Raw genomic sequence first — 26,992 nt, 5'->3', positions numbered from 1 at the left:
TTCACCAGACATATCCCCCGGTTAAAATCCTCGCCCAACACCATCCGGGGGCGACATGGGTTATCTGCTTGTACTGGGCGTAGGGCTGTTGGCGGGCATGCTGGCCGGCGTGATCGGCACGGGCTCGTCAATGATGCTGATGCCTGTGCTGGTCACGTTGTTTGGACCGCAGCAAGCCGTGCCGATCATGGCGATCGCCGCGATCATGGGCAATTTAGGCAAGATCCTCGCGTGGTGGCGCGAAGTCGACTGGCGGGCTTGTGCAGCGTATTGCTCGACTGCGGTGCCCGGCGCCGCGCTTGGCGTGCGGACCCTGCTGGCCTTGCCGCCTCATGCAGTCGAACTCGCCTTGGGTGTGTTCTTTCTCGCGATGGTGCCGACCAGGCGCTGGCTTGCGCGCCGTTCCGTTCAGTTCTCGCTGCTGCATCTGGCGTTGATCGGCGGCGTGGTCGGATTTCTGACCGGCATCGTGGTTTCGACCGGGCCGATCACGGTGCCGGTTTTCATGTCGTATGGCCTCGTGAAAGGCGCGTTTCTGGCAACGGAAGCCGCAGGTTCGCTCGCGGTGTACGGCACCAAGGTGGCCGTGTTCAAGCACTTTGGCGCGTTGCCGCTGCATGTGGTGTTCGACGGCCTGATTACCGGCTCGGCGCTGATGGTGGGCTCGTTTGCGGCACGTTATGTGGTGGTGCGGATGAGTCCGCGCACTTTCAAACTGGTGGTCGACGGGTTGATGCTGTCGTCGGGATTCTCGCTGTTGTGGGCTGCCGGGCGGTAACCATGGCGCACGCCATGGCGCGGGCAGGCAGCCCAGGCAACCGGCGTCGGATTATCGGAGCCGCATGTACGCATGCATGCCAATTCGTGACGAGCGTTCAGGCCCGCGGCACCCCATCCTCGACCAGCACCGCCACCGGCATCGTCGCCAGCGCGTCGCGCAGATAGAGCACGCCGTGGTCTTCGACCTTGGGCGCAGCCGTGCTCATCCAGTCGAACAGCGCGCGCGATGTCAGCTCGCTGGGTATTTCAACCGCTGTATCGCCCCAGCGCGCCGCATCGACGAGCGGCAAGTCATTGCCCTCGTCGAGCAGGCACGCCGCAAGGCGGGTGACGATGACGACAGCCCAGGCGTTCCCGTGTCTTCGCGCAAACGCGACCACATGCGCCGCGTGCTGGCCCTTCACCGCGAGCGGCACATATGCGCCTTCGCTCAACAACGCCGGCAGATGCGCACGCAACGCCAGCAGGCGCTGCACGATCGCCAGCTTCACACGACCGCTGCGCCAGTCGGGCAGAAAGTCCGACGGCGGCGTCTCGACCAGCCACGCCTGACGCTGCGCGAAATCGACCGGACGACGGTTGTCCGGATCGACAAGGCTGAAGTCCCACAACTCGGTGCCTTGGTACAGATCCGGGACGCCAGGCGACACGAGCCGCAGCACGGTCTGCTGCAAGCTGTTGATCGCACCGGCCCGGCAAATTCGTGCAACCAATGCCGAGAGTTCACGCAGAAAACCGTCGCGCCGTTGCGGCGCGAGGATATCGAACAGGAAATCACGGCATGCGTTCTCATACGCTTCGTCGGGGGCGAGCCAGGAGGTGCGCAGTTTCGCTTCGCGCAGCGCCTTCAACTGCCATTGCGCGACCCGCTCGGCGAGTGCCTTGACGCCGGCTTCATCATCGGGCGAGAGAGGCGGCGGCCAGCAGCCCACCAGGGTTTGATACAGCATCGCTTCGGCGCCTGGGCCTGGCGCCCAGGTATGATCGAGGCTGTTCGCACTGCCGTCGAGCGCGCGGCGCTGCGGCGCGTTCAAGGTCGACCATGCGCGTAGCGTCGCGCTCCAGTCGTGGGCGATTTCGCTGAGCACGGCGAGACGGGCGCGCACATCTTCGCCGCGTTTGTGATCGTGCGTGGCGGTCGCCAGCATCGCGTGCGGGAAGCGCCGCGCCCGTTCGAGATTGGCGGCATGAAACTGCTCGACCGAAAGCGCAAACTCGCCTAGGTCCGAACCGACCTCGTTGCGCGACAACAAGCGGCCGTAGCGATAGCACGCTGTGTCCTCGACCGCCTTGGCGGCCACTGGCGCGGTTAGCTGCGAAAACAGCGTTTGCGCAGTGCGCCGCGACGATCCCGCGTGATTGAACGGCATGTTGTTCGAACCCGGCTGCGTACTGGCGGCTGTGCGAGCCGGCGTGGCGTCGTCGGCCGCGCTGCCGCCTAGCCAGGCGTCGACCTGTTCCAGCACGGCATGATCGGCAGGCGAGAGCGCTTGCTTCGCGCCGGCCAGCGCCTGCTTGAAATAGACGTTGTCGGCTTCGGTGCGCAAGCCGTTCTGCGGATAGATGCGATAAACCGGGAAATGCACGACCAGTTCGGCCAGCACGCGCCGTAGCGCGGTGAACGTAAAGTCGCGTGTGGTAATCGAATCGCGTGCGATCCGGTGTAACGCGCGTGCTGCGCGGTCGAGTTCCGCCGAGAGGTTTTCCGCCAGAATCTTGCGCCGTGCCAGCAGTGCTTCATCGGCGAAGCTCGCGCTGCGTCCGCTCAACTCGGCCCATGTCGCGGCGAGCGGTTCGGCGCCGGCCGGATCGTGCAGCAGCGCACCCACGTCGGTCATGAAGTCGTAGCCGGTCGTGCCATGGACCGGCCAGTCGTCGCGCAACGGTTCGCCGCGGCCGAGGATTTTCTCGACCACCACATACGGCTCGTCTTCGCGCAGATCGTTGAGCCGTTGCCGTAGCCGCTGGCAGTATTCGCGTGGCTCGGCGAGGCCGTCCACGTGATCGACGCGCACACCGTCTATCACACCTTCTGCGTAGAGGCGCAACGGCAGCGCATGCACAGAGTCGAACACCTCGGGCCGTTCGACCCGTACGCCCGCGAGCGCGCTGATATCGAAGAAACGCCGCCAGTTCACTTCGTCCGACGCCGTGCGCCACCAGGCAAGCCGGAAATGCTGGCGTTCGAGCAGGCGATGCAGACGGTCGCGCGTCACCGGCTCACTCGGTGCATAGTTTGCCAACGCGATTTCGATGGCCGCCATGCCGTTCTGCGCGACAAACTCGCGCAGCAACTCGCGTGCTTCGGCGGCACGTGGCTGGTCCGCGGGTTGTGTGGTCAAGCCTTGGAAACGCTCGCCGAGCGCGCTCAGATCCGCGCGCTCGGCGCTTTGCAGGATCGACGCGTAATCGATGGGACAGATGGGGCCCACATGAGGTCCATAGCTCATGTAGAAGCATCCCGTTGCCTTGGCGAAGCGCAATTCGATCCGGCCAGCCGCAAGCTCGTCGCCGTACGATGCGCCCAGGCACGGCATGAGCACCTTGCCGCGCAATGCCGGATCGGGCGAATGCCAGTCAATGTCGAAATGCCGCGCATACGCGCTATGACGTCCCCACTCGAGAATATCGAGCCACCACGCGTTGCTCGATCCGCTTACGCCCATGTGATTCGGCACCACGTCGACAATCAGCCCCATGCCGTGTTCGCGCAGCTTCCCCGCCAGCCGCTTGAGGCCTGCTTCGCCGCCGCATTCCGCGCTGACCTGGGTGTAGTCGACGGTGTCGTAGCCGTGCCTCGAACCGGGCTCGGCCGTCGTCACCGGCGATGCATAAAGATGGCTGACGCCGAGCGCGGCGAAGTATTCGACGTGCGTGAGCGCGTCGTCGAACGTAAAGCCCTTGTGGAACTGGAGCCGGAGTGTGGAGCGCGGGACGGTCATGGTGTGTCGGGCCCCGAAGAAGCGGTGGCGGAATCGGCAGCAGAACGGGACGCAGCCGCCACGCTGCGCGCCCGTTCGACTGCGAGCAGGCGGTCGCTGAAAGCCGGCTCCTGAAACAATTCGTCGACCGTTAGCGCGAGGCGCCGCCGCCAGTTCGGATGCTCGTCGATCGAGCCAGGCAGATTCGGCTGCTCTTCCAGCGCGAGCAGGTCCTCGAGCGGATAGGTGACGAGCGGCGCCGGTGTGGCGGCGACGAAGGCAAGCGCTTCATCCACGGGGGCGCTCTCGGGCGGCGGCGCGGGCACATCTCTCGGGGCGACGCCTGCTTGCTGGAACGCTTCCCACAGCAAGGTGCGATCTTCCGCGCGCTCGGCCTGCGCCACTTCGACCGGATCGCGGCCATCGGCGCGCGGCAAGGTCTGGCCGATGCGATTGCGCCAGGTGATGTCGGCGCCGCGCCACCAGCCGGTGACGGTCGGCAAGTCATGCGTGGTAGTCGTCGCCACTGCATTGCGGTCCCATCGTTGCGGCGGCTTGAAGCCCCTGCCCCACTCGCTGCCTTCGAACCACAGTACGCGAATGCCCGCCATGCCGTGTTCGTCGAGCCGTTCGCGAAAGCCTGGCGGCACGGTGCCGAGATCCTCGCCGATCACAATCGAGCGGTGCCGCGACGATTCGAGCGCGATCAGGCGCAGCATGTCTTCGAGCGGATAGCGCAGATAGGCGCCGTTGCGCGCGCTTTCGCCATCCGGTACGAGCCACAGACGGCGCAGACCGAGGATATGGTCGATACGGACGCCGCCCGCGTGAGCAAACGCTGCGCGCAGCATGTCGATGAACGCAGAGAAGCCCTGAGTGCGCATGGCGCGCGGCGAAAAGGTGGTGAGCCCCCATGCCTGGCCAGCCTGGTTGAACAGATCCGGCGGCGCGCCGACCGAGACGCCTTGCAGCATCTCGTCGCGATACGACCACGCGTGACTGCCGGCGCTGTCACAACCCACTGCAAGGTCGGCGATCAGGCCGACCGCCATGCCCGCCTCGCGGGCTGCGCGCTGGGCATCGGACAAACCCTTGGCGGCGAGCCATTGCAGGAACAGATGAAACTCCACTTCGTGCCGATGCGCGTTGGCAAACGCTTCGACTTCCGCACTGCGCGGGTCGCTCAAGGACTCGGGCCAGTTGCGCCAGTGGCCGTTGCGCTCCGGCTGGGCAAGTTGCACCGCCTGCAGCGCCTCGAAGCGCGCGTGGTCTTCCAGCGACCGGCCACCGCGTACGCAGAATGCGTTGAATTCGAGCGCGCGGGGGGCGTCCTGCGCCCGGTCATGCACGCAGAACTGTTCGAACAACGTGCGCAACACCTTGAGCTTCAGTCTGACCGCCTGTGGCCAGTCGATCAGCGCGAGGCCTTCGAGTTGCGACCACGTTTCGCTCGCCCCGGCCGCATCGATCGCGGCGCGCGCAGCGTCCGCGCCAAACACGGCAGCGGCATCGATATGCGTGACGTTGAGCCACAAGCGCGACGACGGAGAATACGGACTGAAGCGTTCCGGCTCGGCGCTGAACATCGCATGCGTGGGGCTGACGGCAAGCGCGTGCGCGCCGCGCTGCGCGCTTTCAATCGCCAGGCGCGAGAGCGCGGAGTAGTCGCCAATGCCGCCATCGCCGGTGCGGCGCAAGCCGTAGAGCTGCGCGGCGATACTCCACATCGGCGGAGTGGGGGTGTCCTGCAGGGCCCGCCACGCATCGGCGACGGTATAGCAGCGCGGCGGCGCCACCGCGAGCGTGATGCGATGGTCGTTGAGGAAGAGCGTGTGATAGCCGGGCTCGTCGATGGGCGACAGCAGCGCCGCTTCGCCTTTGGGCGCAGTAAAGCGGCCATCGATCTGCGAACCGCTTTCGAGCTCGATCCGGTAGTGGCTGCCCGATTTGACCGCAGCCGCAGATAGCGCGATACCGCGTCCGCATTCGGCGGTCATCAGCGGCGGCAGTTTGCGGCCGGACAGTTCCGCTTCGAGCGCGGCGGCGCTCTGGCGCATCTGGGTCGCGCTGTTGCACGGCAGTCCCAGGCGTTCGAGCAGCACCGTCAGCGTGCGTTCCGGGATGTGCTGGGTAACGCCGTGTGCGTCTTGCCATTCAACCTCGAAACCCGCGCGGGCGGCGAGGCTGTCGATCGTGTCGGCGGGGCGGCGCGGGGAGTTCATGCGTGCCACTCCCGTTCGACGACCTTGCGCGCATCGTGCGTATGGGCGTACTCGCTGACGTCGCCGGTCAGCCATGCCACCAGCGTGTGAGGCGGCAGTACCTGCGCGCCGAGCCGGTCGCGGACGCGTGGCGGCGTTTCGAACACGATCATTCCGGCGGGCGTTTGCGGAAACGGCACGTCGGCGGCGCCCAGGTTGAGCGCAATGGCCAGCGTCTCGCCGTCGTCGAGCCGCCAGCGCGCGACCAGCGCGTTGGCGTCGCTGCCGTCCTGCGCGGCAAGCACGGTGGCGCCCAGCGCCTTCGAATGGGCGAGGCGCGGGGCAATCAGCTTCGCACGCACCGTGAGCGCGGATTTGTAGAAGTGCATCCAGTCGAGCCGTTCCTCGGCGTCAGGTTGCGCAGCGGTATCGGCAGGCGGCGACGATGCGGCGAAAGTCTGCGGTGCGTTCGGATCCGGAATCTGCGCGCGGCGCGTTGCGTCGCTGAAGGACGCGAAGCGGGCGAATTCGCGGCGCCGTCCTTCGCGCACGGCCTCGGCCAGGTCGCCGCTGTAATCGGTGAAGAACAGGAACGGCTGGTCGGAGCCGAATTCCTCGTCCATGAACAACAACGGAATCTGTGGCGACAGCAACAACAGGCCAGTGGCGGCGCGCAGCGCATCCGCTGCGCACAGCTTGCGCAGCCGCTCGCCGAACGCCCGATTGCCGATCTGGTCATGGTTCTGCAGAAACATCACGAACGAGGTAGGCGGCACATGCCCGCTCGGTTCGCCGCGCGGCTTCCCTTCGTGGATCGGCGAGGGCTCGCCCTGATACGCAAAACCTTCAGTGAGCACCCGCGCCAGCTTGCGGATCGGCTGATCGGCGAAGGCGTGGTAGTAGCCTTCGGTCTCGCCGGTCAGCAGCACATGCAGCGTGTTGTGCGCATCGTCGTTCCACTGGGCGTCGAAATGCGTTTCGAGCAGGCTAGTGGAGTTGTGCTCGTTTTCGAGCACCAGATGCACGTGACGCCCATGCCGCACCTTGGCGTGGATATGGTCCGAGAGTTCGCGCAGCCAGTCGTGATTGTCGATCGCGTGCACCGCGTCGAAACGCAGGCCGTCGAAGCGATACTCGTTGATCCAGTAGAGCGCGTTGTCGCAGAAGAAATCGCGTACCTCGGTGCGCTCGAAATCGATGGCCGGACCCCACGGCGTATGCGTATCTTCGCGAAAGAACGGTTTCGCGTACTGATGCAGATAATTGCCGTCCGGGCCGAAGTGGTTGTAGACCACGTCGAGAAACACGTTCAGGCCGAGGCCGTGCGCGGCATCGATCAGCGTCTTCAATTCATCGGGCCGGCCATAGGCCGAATCGGGCGCGTAGGGCAGCACACCGTCGTAGCCCCAATTCCGCGTGCCGGGGAAATCGTTCAACGGCATCAACTCGATGGCCGTCACGCCTAGCTCGACGAGCGCGGGCAAACGCTTCATCACGCCTGCATAGCCGCCGAGCGCGCCGACATGCAACTCGTACAACACGGTTTCTTCCCACGGCCGGCCATGCCAATGCGCATGCTGCCAGGTGTAGGCGCGTGGATCGATGACCTCGCTCGGACCGTGCACGTCCTGCGGCTGGAAACGTGAGGCGGGGTCAGGCACCGTCAGCTTGCCGTCGAGACGGTAGCGGTACAGGGTGCCCGCGCCGCCCTCGGCCTCGGTCTCGAACCAGCCGTTGCCGGTCGGCGTCATTTCGAGCATGACCGGGGCGCCCGGACCTTCGATCGCTAGCTGCACGGACTGGCAGGACGGCGCCCAAAAGCGAAAGCGCGTGCGCGGACTCGCGCTTGCGGCGCCGAGCAACTGCGCGCCGAACGGCAAGCAATGCGCATGATGGCGCGCATGAGGATCAATCGGACTCTCGGACATGATTCATCACCATTCGGTTTTGCTCCGCGCCCAGCATGACCAGGCCGTGAGCAGCCACTTCCACCTCCGGCACGGCGAGCAGGTGGGGCGGCGAATCGGGGTCTGCGGTATCCAGAAGCACGTGCCATTCCAGATGCGGCGCGGGCGGCGCGAAGCGCAAGGCGTCGCCCGACGCGTTGAGCATCATCAACAATACTTCCGTTTCGCCATGGCGTCCCGGACCCGCGCGGCGCAAGGTCAGCGCGCGGCCTTCCGGGTCTTGCCAGGCCTCGATGGACAAGGGCTCGCCGCGCTCGTCGAACCAGCCGATGTCGTACACGCCGGGCAGCACTTCACGGTCGCCGAACAGGAAACGCGTCTCGCGCAGCAGCGGATGTTGCTTGCGTAAAGCGATGACGCGCGACACAAACCCGCTCATCCGGCGACCTTCCTCCGAGCCTGCGCGTCCCCAGTCGATCCATGATAATTCGTTGTCCTGGCAGTACGCATTATTGTTGCCGTGCTGGGTGCGGCAGATTTCGTCGCCGGCCAGCAACATCGGCGTGCCGAGCGCGATGAACAGCGTCGTGACGAGCGAGCGCGCCACCCGGGCGCGGGTTTCGAGAATCGCCGGATCGTCGGTAGGCCCTTCGGCGCCCCAGTTCGAACTACAGTTTTCGTTATGCCCGTCGTTGTTGTTCTCGCTGTTTGCTTCGTTGTGCTTTTGCTCATAGGAGACGATATCGGCGAGCGTGAAGCCGTCATGCGAGGTGACGAAATTCACCGAGGCCCACGGCTTTCTGAAGCGGCGATTGAACAGGTCGGCAGAGCCCGTGAGGCGCGCGGCGAGATCGGGACGCAGTCCGGCGTCGCCGCGCCAGAAGCGGCGCACGGTATCGCGAAAGCGGTCGTTCCACTCGGCGAAACCGGGCGGATGATTGCCAAGTTGATAGCCGCCGGGGCCAATATCCCATGGCTCGGAAATCAGCTTGCGTTGCGACAGGATCGGGTCCTGGCGCAGCGCGTCGAAGAAACCCGAGCCGGGATCGAAGCCCGAATGTTCGCGGCCCAAAGTCACGCCGAGATCGAAACGGAAGCCGTCGATGTTGAATTTGGTCGACCAGTAGCGCAGCGAATCCATCACCATCTGCAGTACGCGCGGATGCGCGAGGTTCAGGGTATTGCCGCAGCCGGTGTCGTTGATATGGTGGCGCTCGTCACCGGGCACGAGGCGGTAGTAGCTGGCGTTGTCGAGACCGCGCCACGAGACCGTCGGGCCCATCTCGCCGCCTTCGCAGGTGTGGTTGTAGACCACATCGAGGATCACCTCGATTCCCGCCGCATGCAACTGGCGCACGGCGATGCGCATTTCGTCGAGCCGGTGCGTGCTGAGATACGACGGCTCCGGCGCAAAAAATGCCGCCGTGTTGTAACCCCAGTAGTTGCGCAAGCCGCGCTCCACCAGAAAGCGGTCGTTCAGGAACGCATGCACCGGCAGCAGTTCGACCGCGGTCACGCCGAGCTTTTGCAGATGCTCGATGAATTCCGGCGAGGCCAGTGCCGCAAACGTGCCGCGCTCGTGGGTTCGCAGTTCAGGGCGCAGCATCGACGCGCCGCGCACATGCGTTTCGTAGATGACGGTTTCGCCCCACGGCACATTCGGCCGGGTGTCGTGCGACCAGTCGAAAGCCTCGTCGATCACCACGCACTTCGGCATGGCCGGCGCCGAATCGCGCCGGTCGACGGACAGGTCGAGCCGGTTCGAATGCATCCGGTAACCAAACAGCGCATCGGACCAGCGGAATTGTCCAACCAGCTTGCGCGCATACGGATCGAGCAGCAGCTTGTGCGGATTGAAGCGGTGCCCGTGCTGCGGCTGATAGGGGCCGTGGGCGCGAAAACCGTAGGCAGTGCCGGGATGCGCATTAGGCAGGTAGCCGTGCCAGATTTCGTCGGTGCACTCGGGCAGCGTGAAGCGCCTCATCTCCTTGCGGCCGGTCGGATCGAACAGGCACAACTCAATCTGCTGGGCATGGGCCGAGAACACGGCGAAATTGACGCCGAGCCCGTCCCAACTCGCCCCGAGCGGGTAGGGCGAGCCCGGCAACAGCCGGTCGGGTAATACGTGCGACATGGTTCCCGTCCTTGTTCTGATTGGTCGTCTCTTAGCGGGGCGCTTGCTGCGTTCCTTCCTTACGTTGACTCAACGAATGCATCGGGGGTGGCTGCGAGCCACGTGTCTCAGGTGTCCGCGCGCAGCACGATCGTCGCGAGCGGCGGCAGGATCAGCGCGGCCGATTGCGGCTTGCCGTGACTCGCAACGTTCTCTGTGTAGATCAAGCCGGCATTGCCGACGTTCGACCCGCCGTACACGCTCGCATCCGTATTGAGAATTTCGCTCCAGCGTCCGGCGACCGGCATGCCGAGGCGGTAGCCGAGGCGCGGCACCGGCGTGAAATTGCAGGCCACGACCAGTTCGCGGCCGGCGCCGTCGACACGCCGGTAGGCGAACACGCTGTTCTCGCTATCGTCGCCAATCAGCCATTCGAAGCCGCCGGGTTCGCAATCGAGCGTGTACAGGGCGGGTTCGTCGCAGTAGAGCTGGTTCAGGTCGCGCACCAGTTTCTGCGCACCGTGATGCAGCGGATCGTCGAGCAGATGCCAATGCGGCGAGCCGTCGTGATCGAACTCCGCCATCTGGCCGAACTCGCCGCCCATGAACAGCAGCTTCTTGCCGGGGTGAGTCCACATGAAGCCGAAATACGCACGCAGGTTGGCAAAGCGCTGCCAGCGGTCGCCCGGCATCTTGCCGAGCAGCGAGCCCTTGCCGTGCACCACCTCGTCGTGTGAGAGCGGCAGTACGAAGCACTCCGAGTAGGCGTACACCATCCCGAAGGTCATGTTGTGATGATGGTAGCGGCGGTACACCGGGTCTTCATGCATGTAGTGCAGCGTGTCGTGCATCCAGCCCATGTTCCACTTGAACTCGAAGCCGAGGCCGCCGTCTTCGACGCGTGCGGTCACACCGGGCCACGCGGTCGATTCTTCCGCAATGGTGATGGCGCCGGGCACGCCCGGCACATAGCCGACTTCGTGATTCAGGCGCTTGAGAAAGGCGATGGATTCGAGGTTCTCGCGTCCACCGTAGATGTTCGGCACCCATTCGCCGGCCGCGCGCGAGTAGTCGCGATAGAGCATCGAGGCCACGGCATCCACCCGCAGGCCGTCCACGTGATAGCGCTTGAGCCAGGCCAGCGCCGAGGCGATCAGGAACGCACTGACCTCGTTGCGGCCGAGGTTGTAGATCATCGTGTTCCAGTCCTGGTGATAGCCTTCGCGCGGATCCGCGTGCTCGTAGAGCGGCGTGCCGTCGAAATCGGCGAGGCCGTGCGCGTCGTTCGGAAAGTGTGCGGGCACCCAGTCGAGAAACACGCCGAGCCCCGCTTCGTGCGCCCGGTTAACAAACTGCGCGAACTGCTCGGGCTTGCCGAAGCGCGCCGACGGCGCGAACTGCGAGAGCGGCTGGTATCCCCATGAACCGCCGAACGGATGCTCGGCAATCGGCATGAATTCGATGTGCGTGAAGCCCATGCCTTGCGCGTAGGGAATCAGCCGCTCTGCCAGCTCATCCCAGTCGAGTCCGCGGTGGCCGTCCTCGGCGATGCGCAGCCAGGATTCCGCGTGCACCTCGTAGATGGAGATCGGCGAACGCGGCGTCTGGTTGGCGCCGCGCGACTGGATCCATGCACTGTCGGTCCACGGAAACTGCTCGATTTCGTCGACGTGCGCGACGACCGACGCCGTCGCAGGTGGCCGTTCGGTTTGCATCGCGCAGGGGTCGGCCTTGAGCGGCAGCGGATGGCCGTCGCGCGACAATAGCTCGTACTTGTAGCGCGTGCCGGCGCCCACTCTTGGCACGAACAGTTCCCACACGCCCGCCTGATGGCGCAAGCGCATCGGATGGCGGCGCCCGTCCCAGGCGTTGAAATCGCCGACCACGGAGACGCGCCGCGCGTTCGGCGCCCATACCGCAAAGCGCACCCCTGGCACACCGTCGATTTCGACCGGCCGCGAGCCGAGGCATTCGAGCACTGCATACGGGTCGCCGTGGGCGAGCCGGTGCAACGGCTCGTCGCCCAGCACTGGGCCGAACGAATAGGTATCCTCGATTTCCTGCACCGGACCATGCCAGTCGATGCGCAGCCGGTACGGCACGGCCGCACTGACGCGGCCGACGAACAGTCCGTTGGCATGGATTTTTTGCAGTTCGCCGAGCGTCGCGCCATCGGCGCGCGCAATCACGCTCACCTGCGCGGCGTTCGGCAGCAGGGCGCGTACCACCGGACCCGCGTCGCTCTGATGCAGGCCCAGTTGCGCAAACGGATCGGGGTGCCGTGCTTCGACGAGCGCGTCGAGATCGAGCGGTTGCAGGCCGGCGGTCGGATCGAATTCACTCATAATCGCCTTCGGCCGGGTTCGGCGGTATGGCCCCGGCAGAAACCGGCGCCGATGTATCGTGAGGCGTGCCGGTATCGCCGAGCAGCCGGCTCGCGAGTGCAGCCAGGCCGCGCACCGGGAGGCTGAGCCACGTCGGACGATTGGCGGCTTCATAGCGGACTTCGTAGGCGGCCTTTTCGATCAGGAACAGGTCGAGCAGGCCCCGTTCCGCAGCGGGCGCGACGAGCGGTTGCGCAGCAAGGGCGGCCGCGGCGCGGTATGCGTCGAGGAAGCTCTCGGCCGCGTAGCCGCGGAAGCGGTCGAACAGCGCGCGCTTGCGATCGGCGGTTTGCTGCGGCGCGCTTTCCGTGGTGGATTGCGCCGCTGCGCTGGCGTACGAGAACGAACGCAGCAGACCGGCGACATCGCGCATCGGGCTCGATTTGCGGCGGCGTTCTTCGAGCGAGCGCGCCGGCTCGCCTTCGAAGTCGATCAGGAACGCATCGCCCTGGGCGACCAATACCTGACCCAGGTGGAAATCGCCGTGAATGCGCGTGCGCAATGCGCCGGCATCGAGCGGGACGAGGTTCGCGACGGCTTCGGTCAACGCCGCGCGGCGATCGAACAGGCTTTGGGCCAGCTCCCTCGTATCGTCGGTCAGTTGATCGACGCGTTGCGCGAGCAGGTCGAGCGCGGTGGCCAGCATCGTTTGCGTGCCGTCGATCCATGCCTGCACGTCCTCGGAGCTGGCCGGCTCGGGCGAGAAAGCCGGATCGTCCGACGGCGCCGCCAGCGCGACGTGCAGCTCGCCCAGGCGCTTGCCGATGATGCCGGCCATCTCCTGGTAGCCTTCGATGGCTTGCGCTTCCTTTTCGGGGTCCGGTGCGGCGTCGTCGGCGTCGACGGCGAGCGCGAGCTCGTCGATCGTGCGGCGCAGATAATCGAGCGCCCAGTTCCAGGCGTCGCCCTGGTTGTCGATGAAACCTTGCAGGATACACAGGGTATGCGGCACGCCGGCCGGATCGACGCGCACCACTTCGCCATAGAGCGGCGCGGTGTTCGGGTAGCCTATCCTGGTCAGATAGCGGCTGATTTCCGCTTCCGGATGGATGCCGCTCACGAGGCGGCGCACCAGCTTGAGCACCAGCGTGTCCTCGATGACCAGCGAACTGTTGCTTTGCTCGGCTGCGAGCCAGCGAATCTCCGGACGGTCGTCCAGATCGAGTTCGTCGAAACGTTCGGTCGGGACGAAGCAGATCTCGCTTTTCTGCACCGTCGGCACGACCGCGCGCTCGCGCAGCTTGCGCAAGACGTTATGAGCGAAGATCGGCAGTGCGAATGCGTCGGTCAGGTGGCCGACGTTGCGGCCGCGGCGCACGCGCGCCAACGCCAGTTGCATGAACAAGGGCGTGGTGGTTTCGCCGCCCCAGGTGATAGCAATCGGCAACACATAACGCTCGGTGTGATCGCCGACGTCCGCTTCGATTTCGGTGAAGGCGAAGCCGCCGTTCGGGATCGTCGTCAACGCGGCAAGTCGCACCGCATGCATCTTCTGATCCTTCGAAGCGAACCAGCGGCGCCGGCTCAACCACGACGGCAACACTTCGGATTCGAGCAGCCGGACGTTCTCCGGCGTCGGTCCGGTCTGACCCTCGCGAATCACAATCGTGACGAATTCGGGCAGCGGCTCGGACGCCGCCTGGCTCCACGCCGGGCGTTGGGTACCGGGGCACAGCAGGAACCACAGGAAACCGTACGGCGGGAACGTCAGCAGATAGGTGAGCTGGCCGATGGCGGGGAATATGGAATCCGCCGTCATCTCGATCGGCATGGTGCCGCTGAACTCGGACAGATCGAGTTCGACCGCCTGCGGCGCGCGCGACAGATTCGCCACGCACAGAATCGCCGGCTCGCCCGGCATCTCGCGCAGATACGCGAGAATCTTGCGGTTGGCCGGCTTCAGGAAACGGATCGTGCCGCGCCCGAAGGTCTGCTTTGCGCGGCGCGTGGCGAGCATGCGGCGGGTCCAGTTCAGCAGCGAATGCGGGTCGCGGCTCTGCGCTTCGACGTTGACCGCGTCGAAGCCGTAGAGCGAGCCCATCACCGGCGGCAGCACCAGTTGTTCAGGATCGGCGCGCGAGAAACCACCGTTGCGGTCCGACGACCATTGCATCGGCGTACGCACACCGTCGCGGTCGCCCAGGTGGATGTTGTCGCCCATGCCGAGTTCGTCGCCGTAATAGATCACGGGCGTGCCGGGCATCGACAGCAGCAGCGAATTGATCAGCTCGATACGCCGCCGGTCGCGCTCCATCAACGGTGCAAGCCGGCGCCGGATGCCGAGGTTCAGCCGCGCGCGGCGATCGCTCGCATAGGTGTTCCACAGATAGTCGCGCTCCGAATCCGTGACCATTTCGAGCGTCAGTTCATCGTGATTGCGCAGGAAAATCGCCCACTGGTTCGTCTCGGCCAGGTCCGGCGTTTGCCGCATGATGTCGGTGATCGGGAAGCGGTCTTCGCTGGCGATCGACATGTAGATGCGCGGCATCAGCGGGAAGTGGAACGCCATATGGCATTCGTCTTCGTCGCCGAAATACTCCTTCACGTCTTCCGGCCACTGGTTCGCTTCGGCGAGCAGCATCCGGTTCGGATATTCCGCGTCGATGGTGGCGCGAATTTTCTTCAGGACCGCGTGCGTTTCCGGCAGGTTCTCGTTGTTGGTGCCTTCGCGTTCGACCAGATACGGCACCGCGTCGAGACGCAGACCGTCGATGCCCATATCGAGCCAGAAGCGCATGATCTGCAGCACTTCCTTCAGCACTGCTGGGTTGTCGAAGTTCAGATCGGGCTGGTGCGAATAGAACCGGTGCCAATAGTACGCGCCGGCCGTCGGATCATGAGTCCAGTTCGACGGCTCGCTATCGATGAAAATGATGCGCGTCCCCTGGTATTTCTGATCTGTATCGGACCACACGTAGAAGTTGCGGTGATTCGAGCCGGGTTTCGCCTGGCGGGCGCGCTGGAACCACGGGTGCTGGTCCGACGTATGGTTGATGACCAGTTCGGTAATCACGCGAATGCCGCGGGCGTGCGCTTCCTGAATGAAGTGCTTCACGTCCGAAAGGTGGCCGTAGTCCGGATGCACATTGCGATAGTCGGCAATGTCGTAGCCGTCGTCGCGGCGCGGCGACGGATAGAACGGCAGCAGCCAGATCGCGTTGACGCCGAGCTCGGCAATGTAGTCGAGCTTGGCGATCAGTCCGGGGAAATCGCCCACGCCGTCGTTGTTCGCGTCGAAGAACGATTTGATGTGCACCTGATAGATGATCGCGTCTTTGTACCAGAGCGGGTCGTCGCTGAGCGCCGACGCCTTGCCGCGCCGGGCCGGCTTCGGTTTGGCGGCGCGGCTGCTAGCCGCTGCGGCGGCGTGGGCTTGCGACGTGCTCTCGGTCGGGTCGTCACGTTTCATACGCACCTTCAGTCGGGAATGGGGAGCCAGCGTCTGCATGGCTGCCGCTATCGTCCTCTGCGCCGGGGGGCTCGGGTGGCAGGCCGCCCGCCGGCGCAATCCGCCAGATTGCGAACGGCATCGCGCCGGGGTTCAGCCGCACGTGCTGCCAGCGGCCGTACCACTCGAAGCGTGCGCCGCTCATCTGGTCGACTACTTCGAGCGCCGCCTGATCGTTCAAGTGCCAATGGGCAAAGGTCGCCCATGAAAGCTCGACATCCGCGCCCTGCTCGTTGAACGGATCGAGATTGATGGCGATGACGAGCACGTTGTCGCGCGCTTCCGTGGCTTTCTCGAAGAACAGGATATGTTCATTGTGCGCCGTCAGAAACGTGACGCCCAGATGCGATTGCAGCGCCGGGTTGGCGCGGCGAATCCGGTTCAGGGCGCTGATCTCGCCGACGATATTGCCGGGGCGGTTCCAGTCCCACGCGCGCAGTTGATACTTCTCGGAATCGAGGTATTCCTCGCTGTTCGGCAGCGCCGCGGCTTCGCACAGTTCGAAGCCGCTATACACGCCCCACAGCCCCGAGAGCGTCGCGGCGAGCGCCGCGCGAATCAGGAAGCCGGAGCGTCCCGACGCTTGCAGATGGCGCGGGTTGATATCCGGTGTGTTGACGAAGAAGTTCGGCCGGTAGTACTCGCGGATGTTCGTCTGCGTGAGCTCGGTCAGGTACTCGATGAAATCGCGCTTCGATTCGCGCCAGGTGAAATACGTGTAAGACTGCGAGAAGCCGATCTTGCCGAGCCGGTACATCATGCGTGGCCGGGTAAAGGCCTCCGCGAAGAAGATCGCCTCCGGGTGGCGTGCGCGCACGTCGGCGATCATCCATTCCCAGAACGGCAGCGGTTTCGTATGGGGATTGTCGACGCGGAAGATATGCACGCCCGCTTCGATCCAGAACAGGATCACGTCGCGCAAGGCGAGCCACAGGTCGGGCTTGGCGTCGTGCGCATAGAAGTCCGGGTTGACGATGTCCTGGTACTTCTTCGGCGGATTCTCCGCGTAGCGCAGCGTGCCGTCGGGGAGCCATGCAAACCAGGTGGGGTGCTCCCTGAGCCACGGATGATCCGGCGAGCACTGGATCGCGAAATCGAGCGCGATTTCGAGGCCATGCTCATGCGCGGCGGCGAGCATCTGCCTGAAGTCGTCGAGCGTGCCCAGTTGCGGATGGACGGCCGTGTGGCCGCCTTCCACGGCGCCGATTGCATACGGACTGCCGACATCGCCCGGCAGCGCCTCCAGTGCGTTGTTGCGTCCCTTGCGGTTGGCGATGCCGATCGGGTGGATCGGCGGGAAGTACAGTACGTCGAAACCCATGTCGCGGATGCGCGGCAGTTTCTTCGTGACATCCGCGAAGGTGCCGTGCCGGGCTTCGTCGTCGCTCATCGAACGCGGGAAGATTTCGTACCAGCTTGCGAAGCGCGCAGCGGTCCGCTCGGCATCGATCCGGTAGACCACCGGGTCGCGCGTCAGGAACGGCCGGTGACGGGCCGCAGTGATCGCCTTGGCGGTGCCTGGTGCGAGTAGTACCGCGAGCTTCGTGTCCAGGTCGGCCTTGGCGAAGGCCTTGACGATATGTTCAAGCGGCTCGGTGACGGCGCCTTCCGCCGTTTCCACTTCGGCCAGCACCAGCGCAAACAGATGAGTGGCTTCGTCGATTTCCAGTTCGACGGTTTGCCCGGCCTTCAGCTTCTTTTGTACGTGTTCGACCAGCGAGGCGAAGTCGTCGCGCCATGCGTTCACCGTGAATTCGTGCCGGCCCACCCGTTCCAGCGGGATGCGCGCATGCCACAGGTCGATGCCGGCGGGTGGCGCAGGCAGCATCGGCACTTCGTGCCAGGCGGTTTCATCAGCCGCGCGCCACATGACCGAGGCGGCGATCTTGTCATGCCCTTCCGCAAAGATCGCCGCCGTCACGTCGACCCGTTCGCCGACCGTGCGCTTGACGATAAAGCGGCCGTTGTCGACCGACGGCGTGACGCTTTCGATCGCCACACGCGGCGCGGCAATCGCCTCCAGCACAGTTGTGCGGCCGCTGTGCTTGCTGCCCGATTTGTCGATGGGCGGGGCGAGCTGCACGGGTTTCTCGGCCTGTGCGCCGAACAACCGGCAGGTGCCGGGTGCGAGCGTAAACGGGGCGAGCGCGGCGGGCGGCGTTTCCGCGGAGGTATCGAGCGGCACGAAGCGCGTGAAGTTGCCCGGCACGCCGGCCAGAAAGCGCGCAGGGTCGACCCGGACCGGCATGCCGAGATCGGGGTTGATGACGATCAGGGCTGCGTGCCGGCTGTCGCGCAGATCGAGGCGATCGCCGCGCAACAGGACGGCAGCGGGCGCGCCTGGGGCGCTCAGCGCGCGCAGCTCGCCGGTGCTCTGCAACGCGTCGGCTTCATGCAGTATGCCGTTGGCATGTTTGATCGACGCCGACAGGTCGAAGCGCGCCGCCTTGCACAGCTCGGTATATTGCGCGGCGTTGCCGCGCGCATATGACATCGGCTGGGCGATGCCGTATTCGAAGCCCATCGGCATCAGCCAGCCGGTGCCGGTTGCCGCTGCGGTGAACAGCGCGCGGCGGTAGGCCCGCTCGAGCATCGAGGCGTCGTGGGCGCCGTCGAGATCGGCGGCGAGGCGGCTGCCGTAGGGCGCCTCCGGGAACGCAATCGGCGCACCGATGCGGGTCAGCGCGGCATGCTCGTCGGTCAACCAACTGGAGCGGAAATCCCACCAGCGCACCGACGAGAACACGCTGTCGAAACCCGCGCCCTCGAGATGCAGCAGATCGGCGCGTGCGATCCCCGGCGTGGCCGCGAGAAAGCGTATCTCCGGATACTGCGCCCGCAGCGCTGCACCAAGCTGGCGCCAGAACTGGACAGGCACACGGTGCGGCGAATCGAAACGGAAGCCGGCAATCCCCGCTTCAGCGAGCGTGAGGAGTTCGCGGGTCCACCAGTCGAGCAGTGCGGCGGTGCTGCTCTCGTTGCCGAAATTCACATAGGCGACGTTGTCCTCGCGATGTGTATGGCGCGGATCGAGCCGGGCTTCTTCCGATTCGAACGGATGGAACCAGTCCGGGTGTTCGGCGAAGAGTGCGCTGTCGGCCGCGAAACGATCGATCACGAGGTCCGCCAGCACCGCGACGCCTTGCTGGCGCGCCGTCGCGGCAAGGCTGCGCAGCGCCTCGGGTGCGCCCTGCTGCGCTGCGAAGACCGGGTGCAGGTGACGGTGATCGCTGACAATCTGCGCGTGTCCGGCCTGTCCGGGCTGGAACAGCGCCCCGATCAGCACATGATCGAAGCCGAGCCCGGCGGCGTGCCTGAAGTGCGCAGGCCACGCGTCGAGCGGCCCGACGAGGAGAGAGTGGAGAAAATAGATCCGCGGCGCATACCTTTTTGAAGGTTCCATCGGTCGTTTCCAGATTCGTCCTGCCGCGATGTGGATGCATCGAGATGCGATCACACCGCTCATTGGGGCTTCCAGAGCCGGAGGCTGCGCGTTGCATGAACTCAGCGCGCGTACTGGTCAATGTAGTGCAAAGATCGCCCGCCCGCCGGGCAGTAACGAACACTGTACGCTCGCAATGGGTTAGCCGTGCGGTTCTGGGTCAGATGAAAGTAGGCTGCAGCAAGCGTTGTGCCAGCGGCGCGCGCGGTGCAGATTCTCATCGGCACCGTAATATGCCGGGCCGCGACGGGTTTTGTACGGCAGCGGCACCCTCGCCAAAGATTGGCTCTGCAACCGCGCCGCGAGTCAGGTTGAACGGGTGGAAAAAAAGGCCGTGCACAAGGCACGGCCAAATGGCTTGGCAAACACACCACTCTGAGGCATAGAGGCGTGCCACCAGACGGCGCGGTCGGGGGGTGCCTACTCACTCAGGAATCGCTTCAATTCCTCAAGAAATGAGGCGGTCGTGTGGCCCCAAAGAGTTGGATCGCAATCAGACCCAAAGAGGCTGTCAAACGGTATATCGAGGCAGTCCGAGTTGACCTGCTGGAATCGGGTTATCTCTTCCAGCATTGCTGCCCGTTCGTCCGGCGTCGTGTTGTAAGAGTGGACGAGTTCAGGAATCGAATTTCCATAGATCGAATAGTCCTCATGGAATCGTCCCATGAGCAACTGTTCGAGATTGTCGTATGTGCCGTAGTTCACGATTGTGGAACGTTACGCACTCAGGAGACTCAGTAATTCTTCAAGGAACGACTGAGCCGTATAGCCGTGTGACTTGATGGATATCTCACGCTCATACGCTAATTCGAACGCGCTCTCCAAGTCGCCGCGATGGTCTACCTTGAATCTTTCTATCTCCAAAACGGCGGCTTGGCGCATGTCCTCGCTTATGTCCCCACGGTAGACCAGCAAAACATCATAGACCGTTTCACCGTGCAAATCGTAATCTTGATTGAGATAGGCACCGAAGAGCAATTCGAGGTTTGGGTATTTTGGCTGTTCCTGCATTACCCCTCCAAGTAAGATGTAAAAATATAATAAGGCATACCGTTAAATCTTGCGCATTTCAGGATGATTCTCACTTTGCTCATCTGGACCAGCTTTCCCGAATCACGAACAATTCCGTAACCGACATTTTTTCCCACGTTTTCTCTCAAGACCAGAGGGACGCCCGAAGATGACTGAGACCACGCCTTGATCGTCATGGAATTCGATTGCATCACCTTTGATAGCGCCCATTCCGCCATTTGCAGGTTGGAAAAGGATGAAACTACTTTCCTATCCGGTTCATCAATAAGCCTCTGGCGCAACTGTTTCTCAGTGCGCCCCACATGCTTTTCGAATGTATGCCCGCCAATCTTGCTCCCAGCCTTCGCTTCGTGCTCCATCAGGTTGATCCGACCCACCACAATCCGCGAAGCCCGCACGGCCTTGATCGAGCCGGCGAAGCCGAACGGCACCACCATATCGAGCGACAGGCCGATATTGTTTGCCATGTCTGGACTGGCCTTCATCGTCTCGGCCAGTTTTGCCGTGCCCTGCTGGGTCAGTGTGACCGTATCCTGGCCCGTCCATACCTGACGCAAACCGGCCGCTGCCATGTCTGAGCCGTGCACCCCAAACACAACACATCCAGCCTTGCTAGCCATTGTCGGTTCTGGGACGACGCAGAGCGCTGCTGCCCCGACCATTTCCAGCGCACCGCCGACAACCTGCAAGCCGCCCCATAGCCGGTTGGAAAGCATTTCCGTCTGGTCGATCGACTGGCGGGACAGCACCGCCGCCAGTTGTGGGGCGCTCAGTACGACGCGAACACCGTCTGACTCATTCACCTGTGACATGCAAAAGTCCTCTGTATTCCTGTTGGACTTTCACGCTAACTGGTGGACTCACTGTTCGGCTATGGGCGATGGATGAATTGTGCGAACTCAGAATAGGCAACCTCTCCCAAGAGATGGTGCTGCGATGCAGGAGTACGCGCGCGAGGCGCAGCGCGTGTGTGGTGCAAGACAGGGCGGGCGAGGTGCGCTGCCGGCGTGTAATTCGGGTGCCCCTTACGCGGTTTTTACACGAAAGGGAGAGGGGGCATCGTTAGTTAACAATCTACGATGCCGGCACGCGTGGACACGGCGCCTCGGGTGCGCTGCCGTCTACCTACGGCCACGAGCTTACGTCACGAGCCAAGCAGTCCCGCGGCGATGTTGACGCACAGGCCCAGCACGGCCACGTTGAAGTAGAACGAGAGAATCGACTGCGCCAGCGCGGCGCGCCGGATCGAGCGCGATCTGAGAACCACGTCCGAAGTTTGCGAAGCGACCGCAATCGTGAACGAAAAGTACAGAAAGTCCCAATAGTTCGGCTGCAGCTTGTGATCGGGGAACAGCAGCGCGGTTTCGTGCGAGTCCGAGCCGTAGTAGAGCCGCGCGTAATGCAGCGTGAAGATGGTTGGAATCAGGAACCATGCGCCGAACATTGTCAGGCCGGTGACCAGGTAGTGCGCGAGGGTCGACGCGGCGCCGAGGTTTTTCGCGGACGCCAGTTCGAGCACGATGGCGGCGATACTCGCCAGCGTGGCCAGGCAGATCACGACCAGCACGACACCGGCGTTTTCGTCGTCACGCAGCGCGAATTCGCGGACCTTGTTCTCATGCGCACCCGCCATATGCACCCAGATCAGCACGAGATACGTCCATATCGAGACGTCCCATGCAGCCAGCACGCGCACCATCGGCCTGATGTGCCAAGGCAACGCCAGCGCGACGATGATACCGATTACAAGCGCCGCGACCATGCGCGGGCGGTTGCGGAGGACCTGCGGATAAAGACTCGTTGGCATGGGCGGTCAAGATGAGGCTGCGTCGGGGTCGGCACAGCACTGCTAAGCAGAATTGAGCGTTGCTGATTCTACCGCGAGCCTCGGGCACCCTTGGGCACCAATTGTCGAATGGCCGCGAGGCGGCTATAGTCTTTCGCAACGGCCTTGCGCCGGGCTTTCACACCGTATCGCGACAATCATACGAGACCGCTGAAGCGGCACAGACCAGGTTTTGGGGCGGACAATCGGAACAACTTGCAGAGAGCGGCATGCCGCACCCTGTAAAGTTGGCCGGTTGAAAAGAATTGACTCGTCATCTGTGGAGCCCCCATGGCAGATGTTCAAGACAACGATGAGAACGATGCGCGCCGCGCGGTGACGCACGCCCATTCCGCCGGCCGCCGTAGCTGGTTGTTAGGCACATGCGCCGCGGCTGCCGTGCTGGCGTTCACGAGCGCCGGCCGCTTCGGCATACCATCCGGCGCATCGTTCGGGATTTCGCCGGCCTTTGCCGATGCACCCGCCGGTGGCGGTCTCGATGCTTTCCTCGCTCTTTCACAGCATCTCACCGGTCGAACCGGCTTCGACCCGGTCCTCGGCAAGCGCGTCTACGATGCGCTGGCCCGCTCCGACAGCCAGTTCACGCAGAATGTCGCGGCTCTCAACACCTGGCTGCAAGGTCACGGCGGCGTGCCTTCGGACACGGTCACGCAGGCCTTGCAGGCCGACCAGCCGGTGCTCGCGAAGACCGTCGGCGCCGTCATGCGCGCCTGGTATCTCGGCCTGGTCGGCGAGATGCCGCACGTGCAGGTGGTGGCCTACGAAAGTGCGCTGATGTTCGATCCGGTGAAGGACGTGCTGACGATTCCGTCCTATTGCCGCGACGTGCCGTTCTACTGGACCCAAAAGCCCGCCGGCGCTTGAAGCGCGGCATGCCTCTCGCGCGTGTCGCCGGTCGCGTCGGTTGTGACTGCGGCATGCATAAACAAGCAAGCAGCGATAAGCCAGCTCAAGAGGGCAACAATGGCAAACTCAAATTCCGCCGATGTCGTCGTAGTCGGCTCGGGCGTGGCAGGCGGCCTGGTGGCGCATCAGATGGCCCTGGCAGGCGTCTCGGTCATCTTGCTCGAAGCCGGGCCGCGCATTCCGCGCTGGCAGATTGTCGAGAACTTCCGCAATTCGCCGGCCAAGTCCGATTTTGCGACCCCGTATCCTTCCACGCCTTACGCGCCGCATCCCGAGTATGCGCCGGCCAACAACTATCTGATCCAGAAGGGTGACTATCCGTACAACTCGCAGTATGTCCGGCTGGTGGGCGGCACCACGTGGCACTGGGCGGCGGCCGCATGGCGGCTGCTGCCTTCGGACTTCCAGTTGAAGAAGTTGTACGGGGTGGGCCGCGACTGGCCGTATCCGTATGAAACGCTCGAACCCTGGTACTTCGCTGCGGAACAGCAACTCGGCGTGTCAGGTCCCGACAGCAGCATCGATCTCGGCTCGCCGCGCTCCAAACCCTATCCGATGAGCCAGTTGCCGCTGTCGTATATGGACCAGCGCTTTAGCGACGTGCTCAACGCCCAGGGCTTCAAGGTGGTGCCCGAGCCGGTGGCCCGCAACAGCCGGCCGTACGATGCACGACCGACCTGCTGCGGCAACAACAACTGCATGCCGATCTGTCCGATCGCGGCAATGTACAACGGCGTGGTGCATGCCGAGAAGGCGGAGCAGGCGGGTGCGAAGCTGATTCCGCAAGCGGTGGTATATCGCGTCGAAGCGGACAATAAAGGTCTGATTACCGCGGTCCATTACAAGGATCCGAGCGGCAACAGCACACGGGTCAGCGGCAAACTGTTTGTGCTCGCGGCGAACGGTATCGAAACGCCCAAGCTGATGCTGATGTCGACCTCGGACAAATTCCCGCACGGCATCGGCAACAGTTCCGACCAGGTAGGCCGCAACCTCATGGACCATCCGGGCACGGGCGTGACCTTTCTTGCCAACGAGCCGTTGTGGCCAGGACGCGGGCCGATGGAAATGACCTCGGTGGTGAACTTCCGCGACGGCGCGTTCCGTTCCGACTACGCGGCGAAGAAGCTGCATTTGTCCAACGGCGTGCCGACCATGTCGGTGAGCGCCGATCTCATCAAGCAGGGCCTCACCGGCGCCGAACTGGACCGCCAGATCCGCGACCGCACCGCGCGGACGCTGAACATCAACAGCTTTCACGAGCATCTGCCCGAGCCGCAGAATCGCATCATGCCTTCGGCGGATCACAAGGATACGCTCGGCATTCCGCAGCCGGAGATCTACTACTCGATCAACGACTACGTGAAGAAGAGCGCAGCGAACACACACGAGCTCTATGCGCAGATCGCGGTGCTGTTCGGCGGCGCCGAAGTCTCGTTTGACGACACCTTCGCGCCGAACAATCACATCATGGGCACCACCATCATGGGCAGCGATCCGGCGGATTCCGTCGTCGATGCGGATTGCCGTACGCACGATCACTCGAATCTGTTCATTGCGAGCAGCGGCGTAATGCCCACGGCGGCTTCGGTGAACTGCACGCTGACGATTGCGGCCTTGTCCCTGAAGCTGGCGGACAAGCTCAAGCGTGAAATCTGACCGGTGCCTTGACGGAGAGTCACAATGACGAACAAGACGTCTCGCGTGCAGCCGGCCGGTTCGCCCGCACAGGCCACGCGTCGCCGCCGTATCCGGGTGGCCACCTGCGCCGCTGCTTTTTCGCTGTTTGCCTTGTACGTTGCGTGGCAGGCGGCGTATGACCCGCCCGCGCGTCAGGACGACGAATCGCCGATTGCGCAGGCGCACGCCGACGACGCTTCCCAGTCGGAGCCGGCTGCACAACCGGCTGCAGCCGGCATTGCCTCCGCCGATCAGGATCTCGTCAAGCGCGGCGAATACCTCGCCCGTGCCGGCGACTGCGTCGCCTGTCACACGGCCGACAAGAGCCGCCCGTTCGCCGGCGGTCTGCCGATCAACACGCCGTTCGGCACGATCTATACGCCGAACATCACGCCGGATCCGGACACCGGTATTGGTCAATGGACCGACGCCGATTTCCAGCGCGCGATGCACGAGGGCATCGGCAAGAGCGGCGAGCGGCTCTATCCGGCTTTCCCGTATGCCGAGTACACCAAGGTCACCGACCGGGACGTGCAGGCGATTCGCGCCTATCTGAACACGCTGACGCCGATCCATTACGTGCCGCCGCGCAACAACATGCGCTTTCCGTTCAACCTGCGCTGGCTGATGGTGTTCTGGAATCTGTTCAACTTCAACGAGGGCCGCTTCGTGCCCGATCCCAAGCAAAGCGCGGCATGGAATCGCGGCGCCTATCTGGTGCAAGGGCTGGCGCACTGCGAGGAATGCCATACACCGCGTAACATCCTGCAAGGTCTGAAGACGAGCGAGCGTTTTTCCGGCGCGACCCAGGCCGGTTGGCATGCGTTTAACATCACGCCCGACAAGAACAGCGGGGTCGGCAACTGGAGCGACGACGAACTGGTCAGCTATCTGTCTACCGGCGTAGTGCCGGGACGCGCCAATGCTGCGGGGCCGATGGGCGAGGTGGTGGCGGACAGCACGCAGTATCTGACGCCGGAAGATCTGACTTCGATCGTCACGTATTTGCGTTCGGTCGCGCCGGTCAGCGGCGGCGAGACGCATCCGCGCGACCAGTGGGGCGCGCCCGCGCATGATGTGACCGCGTTGCGCGGCACCGACATTACCGCGGTGAACGGCGCACAACTGTTCGTGGCCAATTGCGCCACGTGCCACAATTGGACCGGGCAGGGCATCGGCGCGAGTGCGCCGGGCGCGTATCCGTCGCTGATTCACAACAGCACCGCCGGTGCCAGCAGTCCCGACAACCTGGCGATGGTGATTCTGCACGGCGTCAGTCGTACGACGAAACAGGCCGATGTGCTGATGCCGGCGTTCGGCAGCGAACTTACCGACGATCAGGTGGCTGCGATCACGAACTACGTGACCAGGCAGTTCGGCAATCCGCAAGCTGTGGTGACGGTCGATCAGGTGGCCAAGCTGCGCGCGCAGCAACAATGACCGCTCGGGATCGAGGGAACGCGATGTAATCCGGCAGGGTTTTCCGGGCGTGCTGCCGCTCCGGCTAAAAGGGACAGCCACGGTGCGGCCAAGCGTCTGAGAAAAGATGGAAACCGCGCATACGCACTTTGCGTTCGCGTTCTATCATGCTCGAATGGTTACCGCACTCGTTAACACTGTCGAACACCACGCTGTCAACCGCACCGGCCGCGACTTTGTCGTCGGCGATCTGCATGGCTGCGTCGATGCGCTGCGCTATCTGTTGCGTGAGGTGGCGTTCGATCCTTCGCGCGACCGGCTGTTCTCAGTCGGTGATCTGATCGACCGCGGCAGCCAGTCCGAAGAGGCGCTCGCGCTGCTCGACAAGCCCTGGTTCTATGCGGTGCTCGGCAATCACGAGGACACGCTGTGCGCGGTTGCCGAAGGGCGCCTGCGCCGGCAGTGGTGGTACGGCATTGGCGGCGCGTGGGCGGTGCAGTTGTCGGACGAAAAACTGCGCCACTATGCGCAGCGCTTGAGCCGCTTGCCGCTCGTGCGGGTGATCGGCAGCGGCAACGAGCGCTTCAACGTGCTCCATGCGGAATACTTCGGCACCGACGCCGAACTCGATCTCGGCGAGTTCACCGCCGACGAACGCCAGCAACTGCTGTGGGGCCGCCAGCTCGCGATGGGCAACGGCGACCCGGGGCGGCAGCGCAGTCTGTCGCTGACCTACTGCGGCCATACGCCGATGCGCAGCATCCAGCAGATCGGCGCGCAGGTGTTTATCGACACCGGCGCGTTCGGGCCGGGCGGCAAGCTGACCATGGTCGAAGCCCGTCGGACGCAACGCTGGTCCGTGTCGGTGGATATGGCGCGGGCGGAAGGGGCTGCGGCGCTGGCCTTGCCTTGA

16 protein-coding genes are annotated in these 26,992 nt (G+C 64.1%); 5 read left to right on the top strand and 11 right to left on the bottom strand.

All coding sequences use genetic code 11. The annotated features are described in order from the left end of the window. Positions 1 to 55: 55 nt before the first annotated feature. On the top strand, positions 56 to 778 hold the full coding sequence (locus tag AC1ECK_RS26460; RefSeq protein WP_480324396.1) for a sulfite exporter TauE/SafE family protein: 723 nt from the start codon (positions 56 to 58) through the stop codon (positions 776 to 778). A 97-nt stretch (positions 779 to 875) separates the two neighbouring features. On the opposite strand, the gene treY is transcribed toward AC1ECK_RS26460, so the two are convergent. The 11 genes from treY to AC1ECK_RS26405 form a co-directional block, all read right to left on the bottom strand. Continuing rightward, on the bottom strand, positions 876 to 3,722 hold the full coding sequence (gene treY / locus AC1ECK_RS26455; protein ID WP_480324394.1) for a malto-oligosyltrehalose synthase: 2,847 nt from the start codon (positions 3,720 to 3,722) through the stop codon (positions 876 to 878). Then, positions 3,719 to 5,923 carry a 4-alpha-glucanotransferase gene (gene malQ, locus AC1ECK_RS26450; RefSeq protein ID WP_480324393.1) on the bottom strand — a complete coding sequence of 735 codons (2,205 nt, stop codon included), beginning with the start codon at positions 5,921 to 5,923 and terminating at the stop codon, positions 3,719 to 3,721. The genes treY and malQ overlap by 4 nt, the downstream gene beginning before the upstream one ends. Beyond that, entirely contained in the window at positions 5,920 to 7,830 is a 1,911-nt protein-coding gene (gene treZ, locus AC1ECK_RS26445) for a malto-oligosyltrehalose trehalohydrolase (protein ID WP_480324391.1), read from the bottom strand. Before treZ ends, malQ begins: the two co-directional genes overlap by 4 nt. Further along, on the bottom strand, positions 7,811 to 9,943 hold the full coding sequence (glgX, locus tag AC1ECK_RS26440; protein ID WP_480324389.1) for a glycogen debranching protein GlgX: 2,133 nt from the start codon (positions 9,941 to 9,943) through the stop codon (positions 7,811 to 7,813). The genes treZ and glgX overlap by 20 nt, the downstream gene beginning before the upstream one ends. Before the next feature lie 107 nt (positions 9,944 to 10,050). After that, positions 10,051 to 12,267 (bottom strand): 1,4-alpha-glucan branching protein GlgB, encoded by a 2,217-nt coding sequence (gene glgB, locus AC1ECK_RS26435; RefSeq protein ID WP_480324387.1) that lies wholly within the window; start codon positions 12,265 to 12,267, stop codon positions 10,051 to 10,053. Further along, positions 12,260 to 15,715 (bottom strand): maltose alpha-D-glucosyltransferase, encoded by a 3,456-nt coding sequence (treS, locus tag AC1ECK_RS26430; RefSeq protein WP_480324385.1) that lies wholly within the window; start codon positions 15,713 to 15,715, stop codon positions 12,260 to 12,262. Before treS ends, glgB begins: the two co-directional genes overlap by 8 nt. After that, entirely contained in the window at positions 15,705 to 19,157 is a 3,453-nt protein-coding gene (locus AC1ECK_RS26425) for a maltotransferase domain-containing protein (protein ID WP_480324383.1), read from the bottom strand. Before AC1ECK_RS26425 ends, treS begins: the two co-directional genes overlap by 11 nt. A gap of 459 nt (positions 19,158 to 19,616) precedes the next feature. Then, positions 19,617 to 19,901 (bottom strand): contact-dependent growth inhibition system immunity protein, encoded by a 285-nt coding sequence (locus AC1ECK_RS26420; RefSeq protein ID WP_480324381.1) that lies wholly within the window; start codon positions 19,899 to 19,901, stop codon positions 19,617 to 19,619. A 12-nt stretch (positions 19,902 to 19,913) separates the two neighbouring features. After that, a complete protein-coding gene (locus AC1ECK_RS26415; RefSeq protein WP_480324379.1) occupies positions 19,914 to 20,207 on the bottom strand; it encodes a contact-dependent growth inhibition system immunity protein in 294 nt (97 codons plus the stop codon). Then, a complete protein-coding gene (locus AC1ECK_RS26410) occupies positions 20,207 to 21,040 on the bottom strand; it encodes an RNase A-like domain-containing protein (RefSeq protein WP_480324377.1) in 834 nt (277 codons plus the stop codon). The genes AC1ECK_RS26415 and AC1ECK_RS26410 overlap by 1 nt, the downstream gene beginning before the upstream one ends. Positions 21,041 to 21,372: 332 nt before the next feature. Next, positions 21,373 to 22,035: a DUF1345 domain-containing protein gene (locus tag AC1ECK_RS26405; RefSeq protein WP_480324375.1), complete on the bottom strand. Its 663-nt coding sequence runs from the start codon at positions 22,033 to 22,035 to the stop codon at positions 21,373 to 21,375. A gap of 309 nt (positions 22,036 to 22,344) precedes the next feature. On the opposite strand from AC1ECK_RS26405, the gene AC1ECK_RS26400 reads away from it, so the two are divergent. From AC1ECK_RS26400 to AC1ECK_RS26385, 4 genes are all read left to right on the top strand, one after another. Next, complete coding sequence (locus AC1ECK_RS26400) at positions 22,345 to 22,938, top strand: sugar dehydrogenase complex small subunit (RefSeq protein ID WP_480324373.1); 594 nt, start codon at positions 22,345 to 22,347, stop codon at positions 22,936 to 22,938. 99 nt (positions 22,939 to 23,037) lie between these two features. Next, positions 23,038 to 24,639 (top strand): GMC family oxidoreductase, encoded by a 1,602-nt coding sequence (locus tag AC1ECK_RS26395; protein WP_480324371.1) that lies wholly within the window; start codon positions 23,038 to 23,040, stop codon positions 24,637 to 24,639. A 24-nt stretch (positions 24,640 to 24,663) separates the two neighbouring features. After that, positions 24,664 to 26,100, top strand: a complete 1,437-nt coding sequence (locus AC1ECK_RS26390; RefSeq protein ID WP_480324369.1) for a c-type cytochrome — start codon at positions 24,664 to 24,666, stop codon at positions 26,098 to 26,100. A gap of 154 nt (positions 26,101 to 26,254) precedes the next feature. Then, entirely contained in the window at positions 26,255 to 26,992 is a 738-nt protein-coding gene (locus tag AC1ECK_RS26385) for a metallophosphoesterase (protein ID WP_480324456.1), read from the top strand.

The organism is Paraburkholderia sp. SSBN10T, from assembly GCF_056619545.1.
Note: the sequence above shows the minus strand (reverse complement) of the source record. Positions and strands in the feature narration are given on the sequence as shown.

Excerpts from the sequence above, each read along its gene's own strand:
- AC1ECK_RS26460 (WP_480324396.1), top strand. The coding sequence starts at position 56 with ATGGGTTATCTGCTTGTACTGGGCGTAGGGCTGTTGGCGGGCATGCTG.
- treY (WP_480324394.1), bottom strand. The coding sequence starts at position 3,722 with ATGACCGTCCCGCGCTCCACACTCCGGCTCCAGTTCCACAAGGGCTTT.
- malQ (WP_480324393.1), bottom strand. The coding sequence starts at position 5,923 with ATGAACTCCCCGCGCCGCCCCGCCGACACGATCGACAGCCTCGCCGCC.
- treZ (WP_480324391.1), bottom strand. The coding sequence starts at position 7,830 with ATGTCCGAGAGTCCGATTGATCCTCATGCGCGCCATCATGCGCATTGC.
- glgX (WP_480324389.1), bottom strand. The coding sequence starts at position 9,943 with ATGTCGCACGTATTACCCGACCGGCTGTTGCCGGGCTCGCCCTACCCG.
- glgB (WP_480324387.1), bottom strand. The coding sequence starts at position 12,267 with ATGAGTGAATTCGATCCGACCGCCGGCCTGCAACCGCTCGATCTCGAC.
- treS (WP_480324385.1), bottom strand. The coding sequence starts at position 15,715 with ATGAAACGTGACGACCCGACCGAGAGCACGTCGCAAGCCCACGCCGCC.
- AC1ECK_RS26425 (WP_480324383.1), bottom strand. The coding sequence starts at position 19,157 with ATGGAACCTTCAAAAAGGTATGCGCCGCGGATCTATTTTCTCCACTCT.
- AC1ECK_RS26415 (WP_480324379.1), bottom strand. The coding sequence starts at position 20,207 with ATGCAGGAACAGCCAAAATACCCAAACCTCGAATTGCTCTTCGGTGCC.
- AC1ECK_RS26410 (WP_480324377.1), bottom strand. The coding sequence starts at position 21,040 with ATGTCACAGGTGAATGAGTCAGACGGTGTTCGCGTCGTACTGAGCGCC.
- AC1ECK_RS26405 (WP_480324375.1), bottom strand. The coding sequence starts at position 22,035 with ATGCCAACGAGTCTTTATCCGCAGGTCCTCCGCAACCGCCCGCGCATG.
- AC1ECK_RS26400 (WP_480324373.1), top strand. The coding sequence starts at position 22,345 with ATGGCAGATGTTCAAGACAACGATGAGAACGATGCGCGCCGCGCGGTG.
- AC1ECK_RS26395 (WP_480324371.1), top strand. The coding sequence starts at position 23,038 with ATGGCAAACTCAAATTCCGCCGATGTCGTCGTAGTCGGCTCGGGCGTG.
- AC1ECK_RS26390 (WP_480324369.1), top strand. The coding sequence starts at position 24,664 with ATGACGAACAAGACGTCTCGCGTGCAGCCGGCCGGTTCGCCCGCACAG.
- AC1ECK_RS26385 (WP_480324456.1), top strand. The coding sequence starts at position 26,255 with ATGGTTACCGCACTCGTTAACACTGTCGAACACCACGCTGTCAACCGC.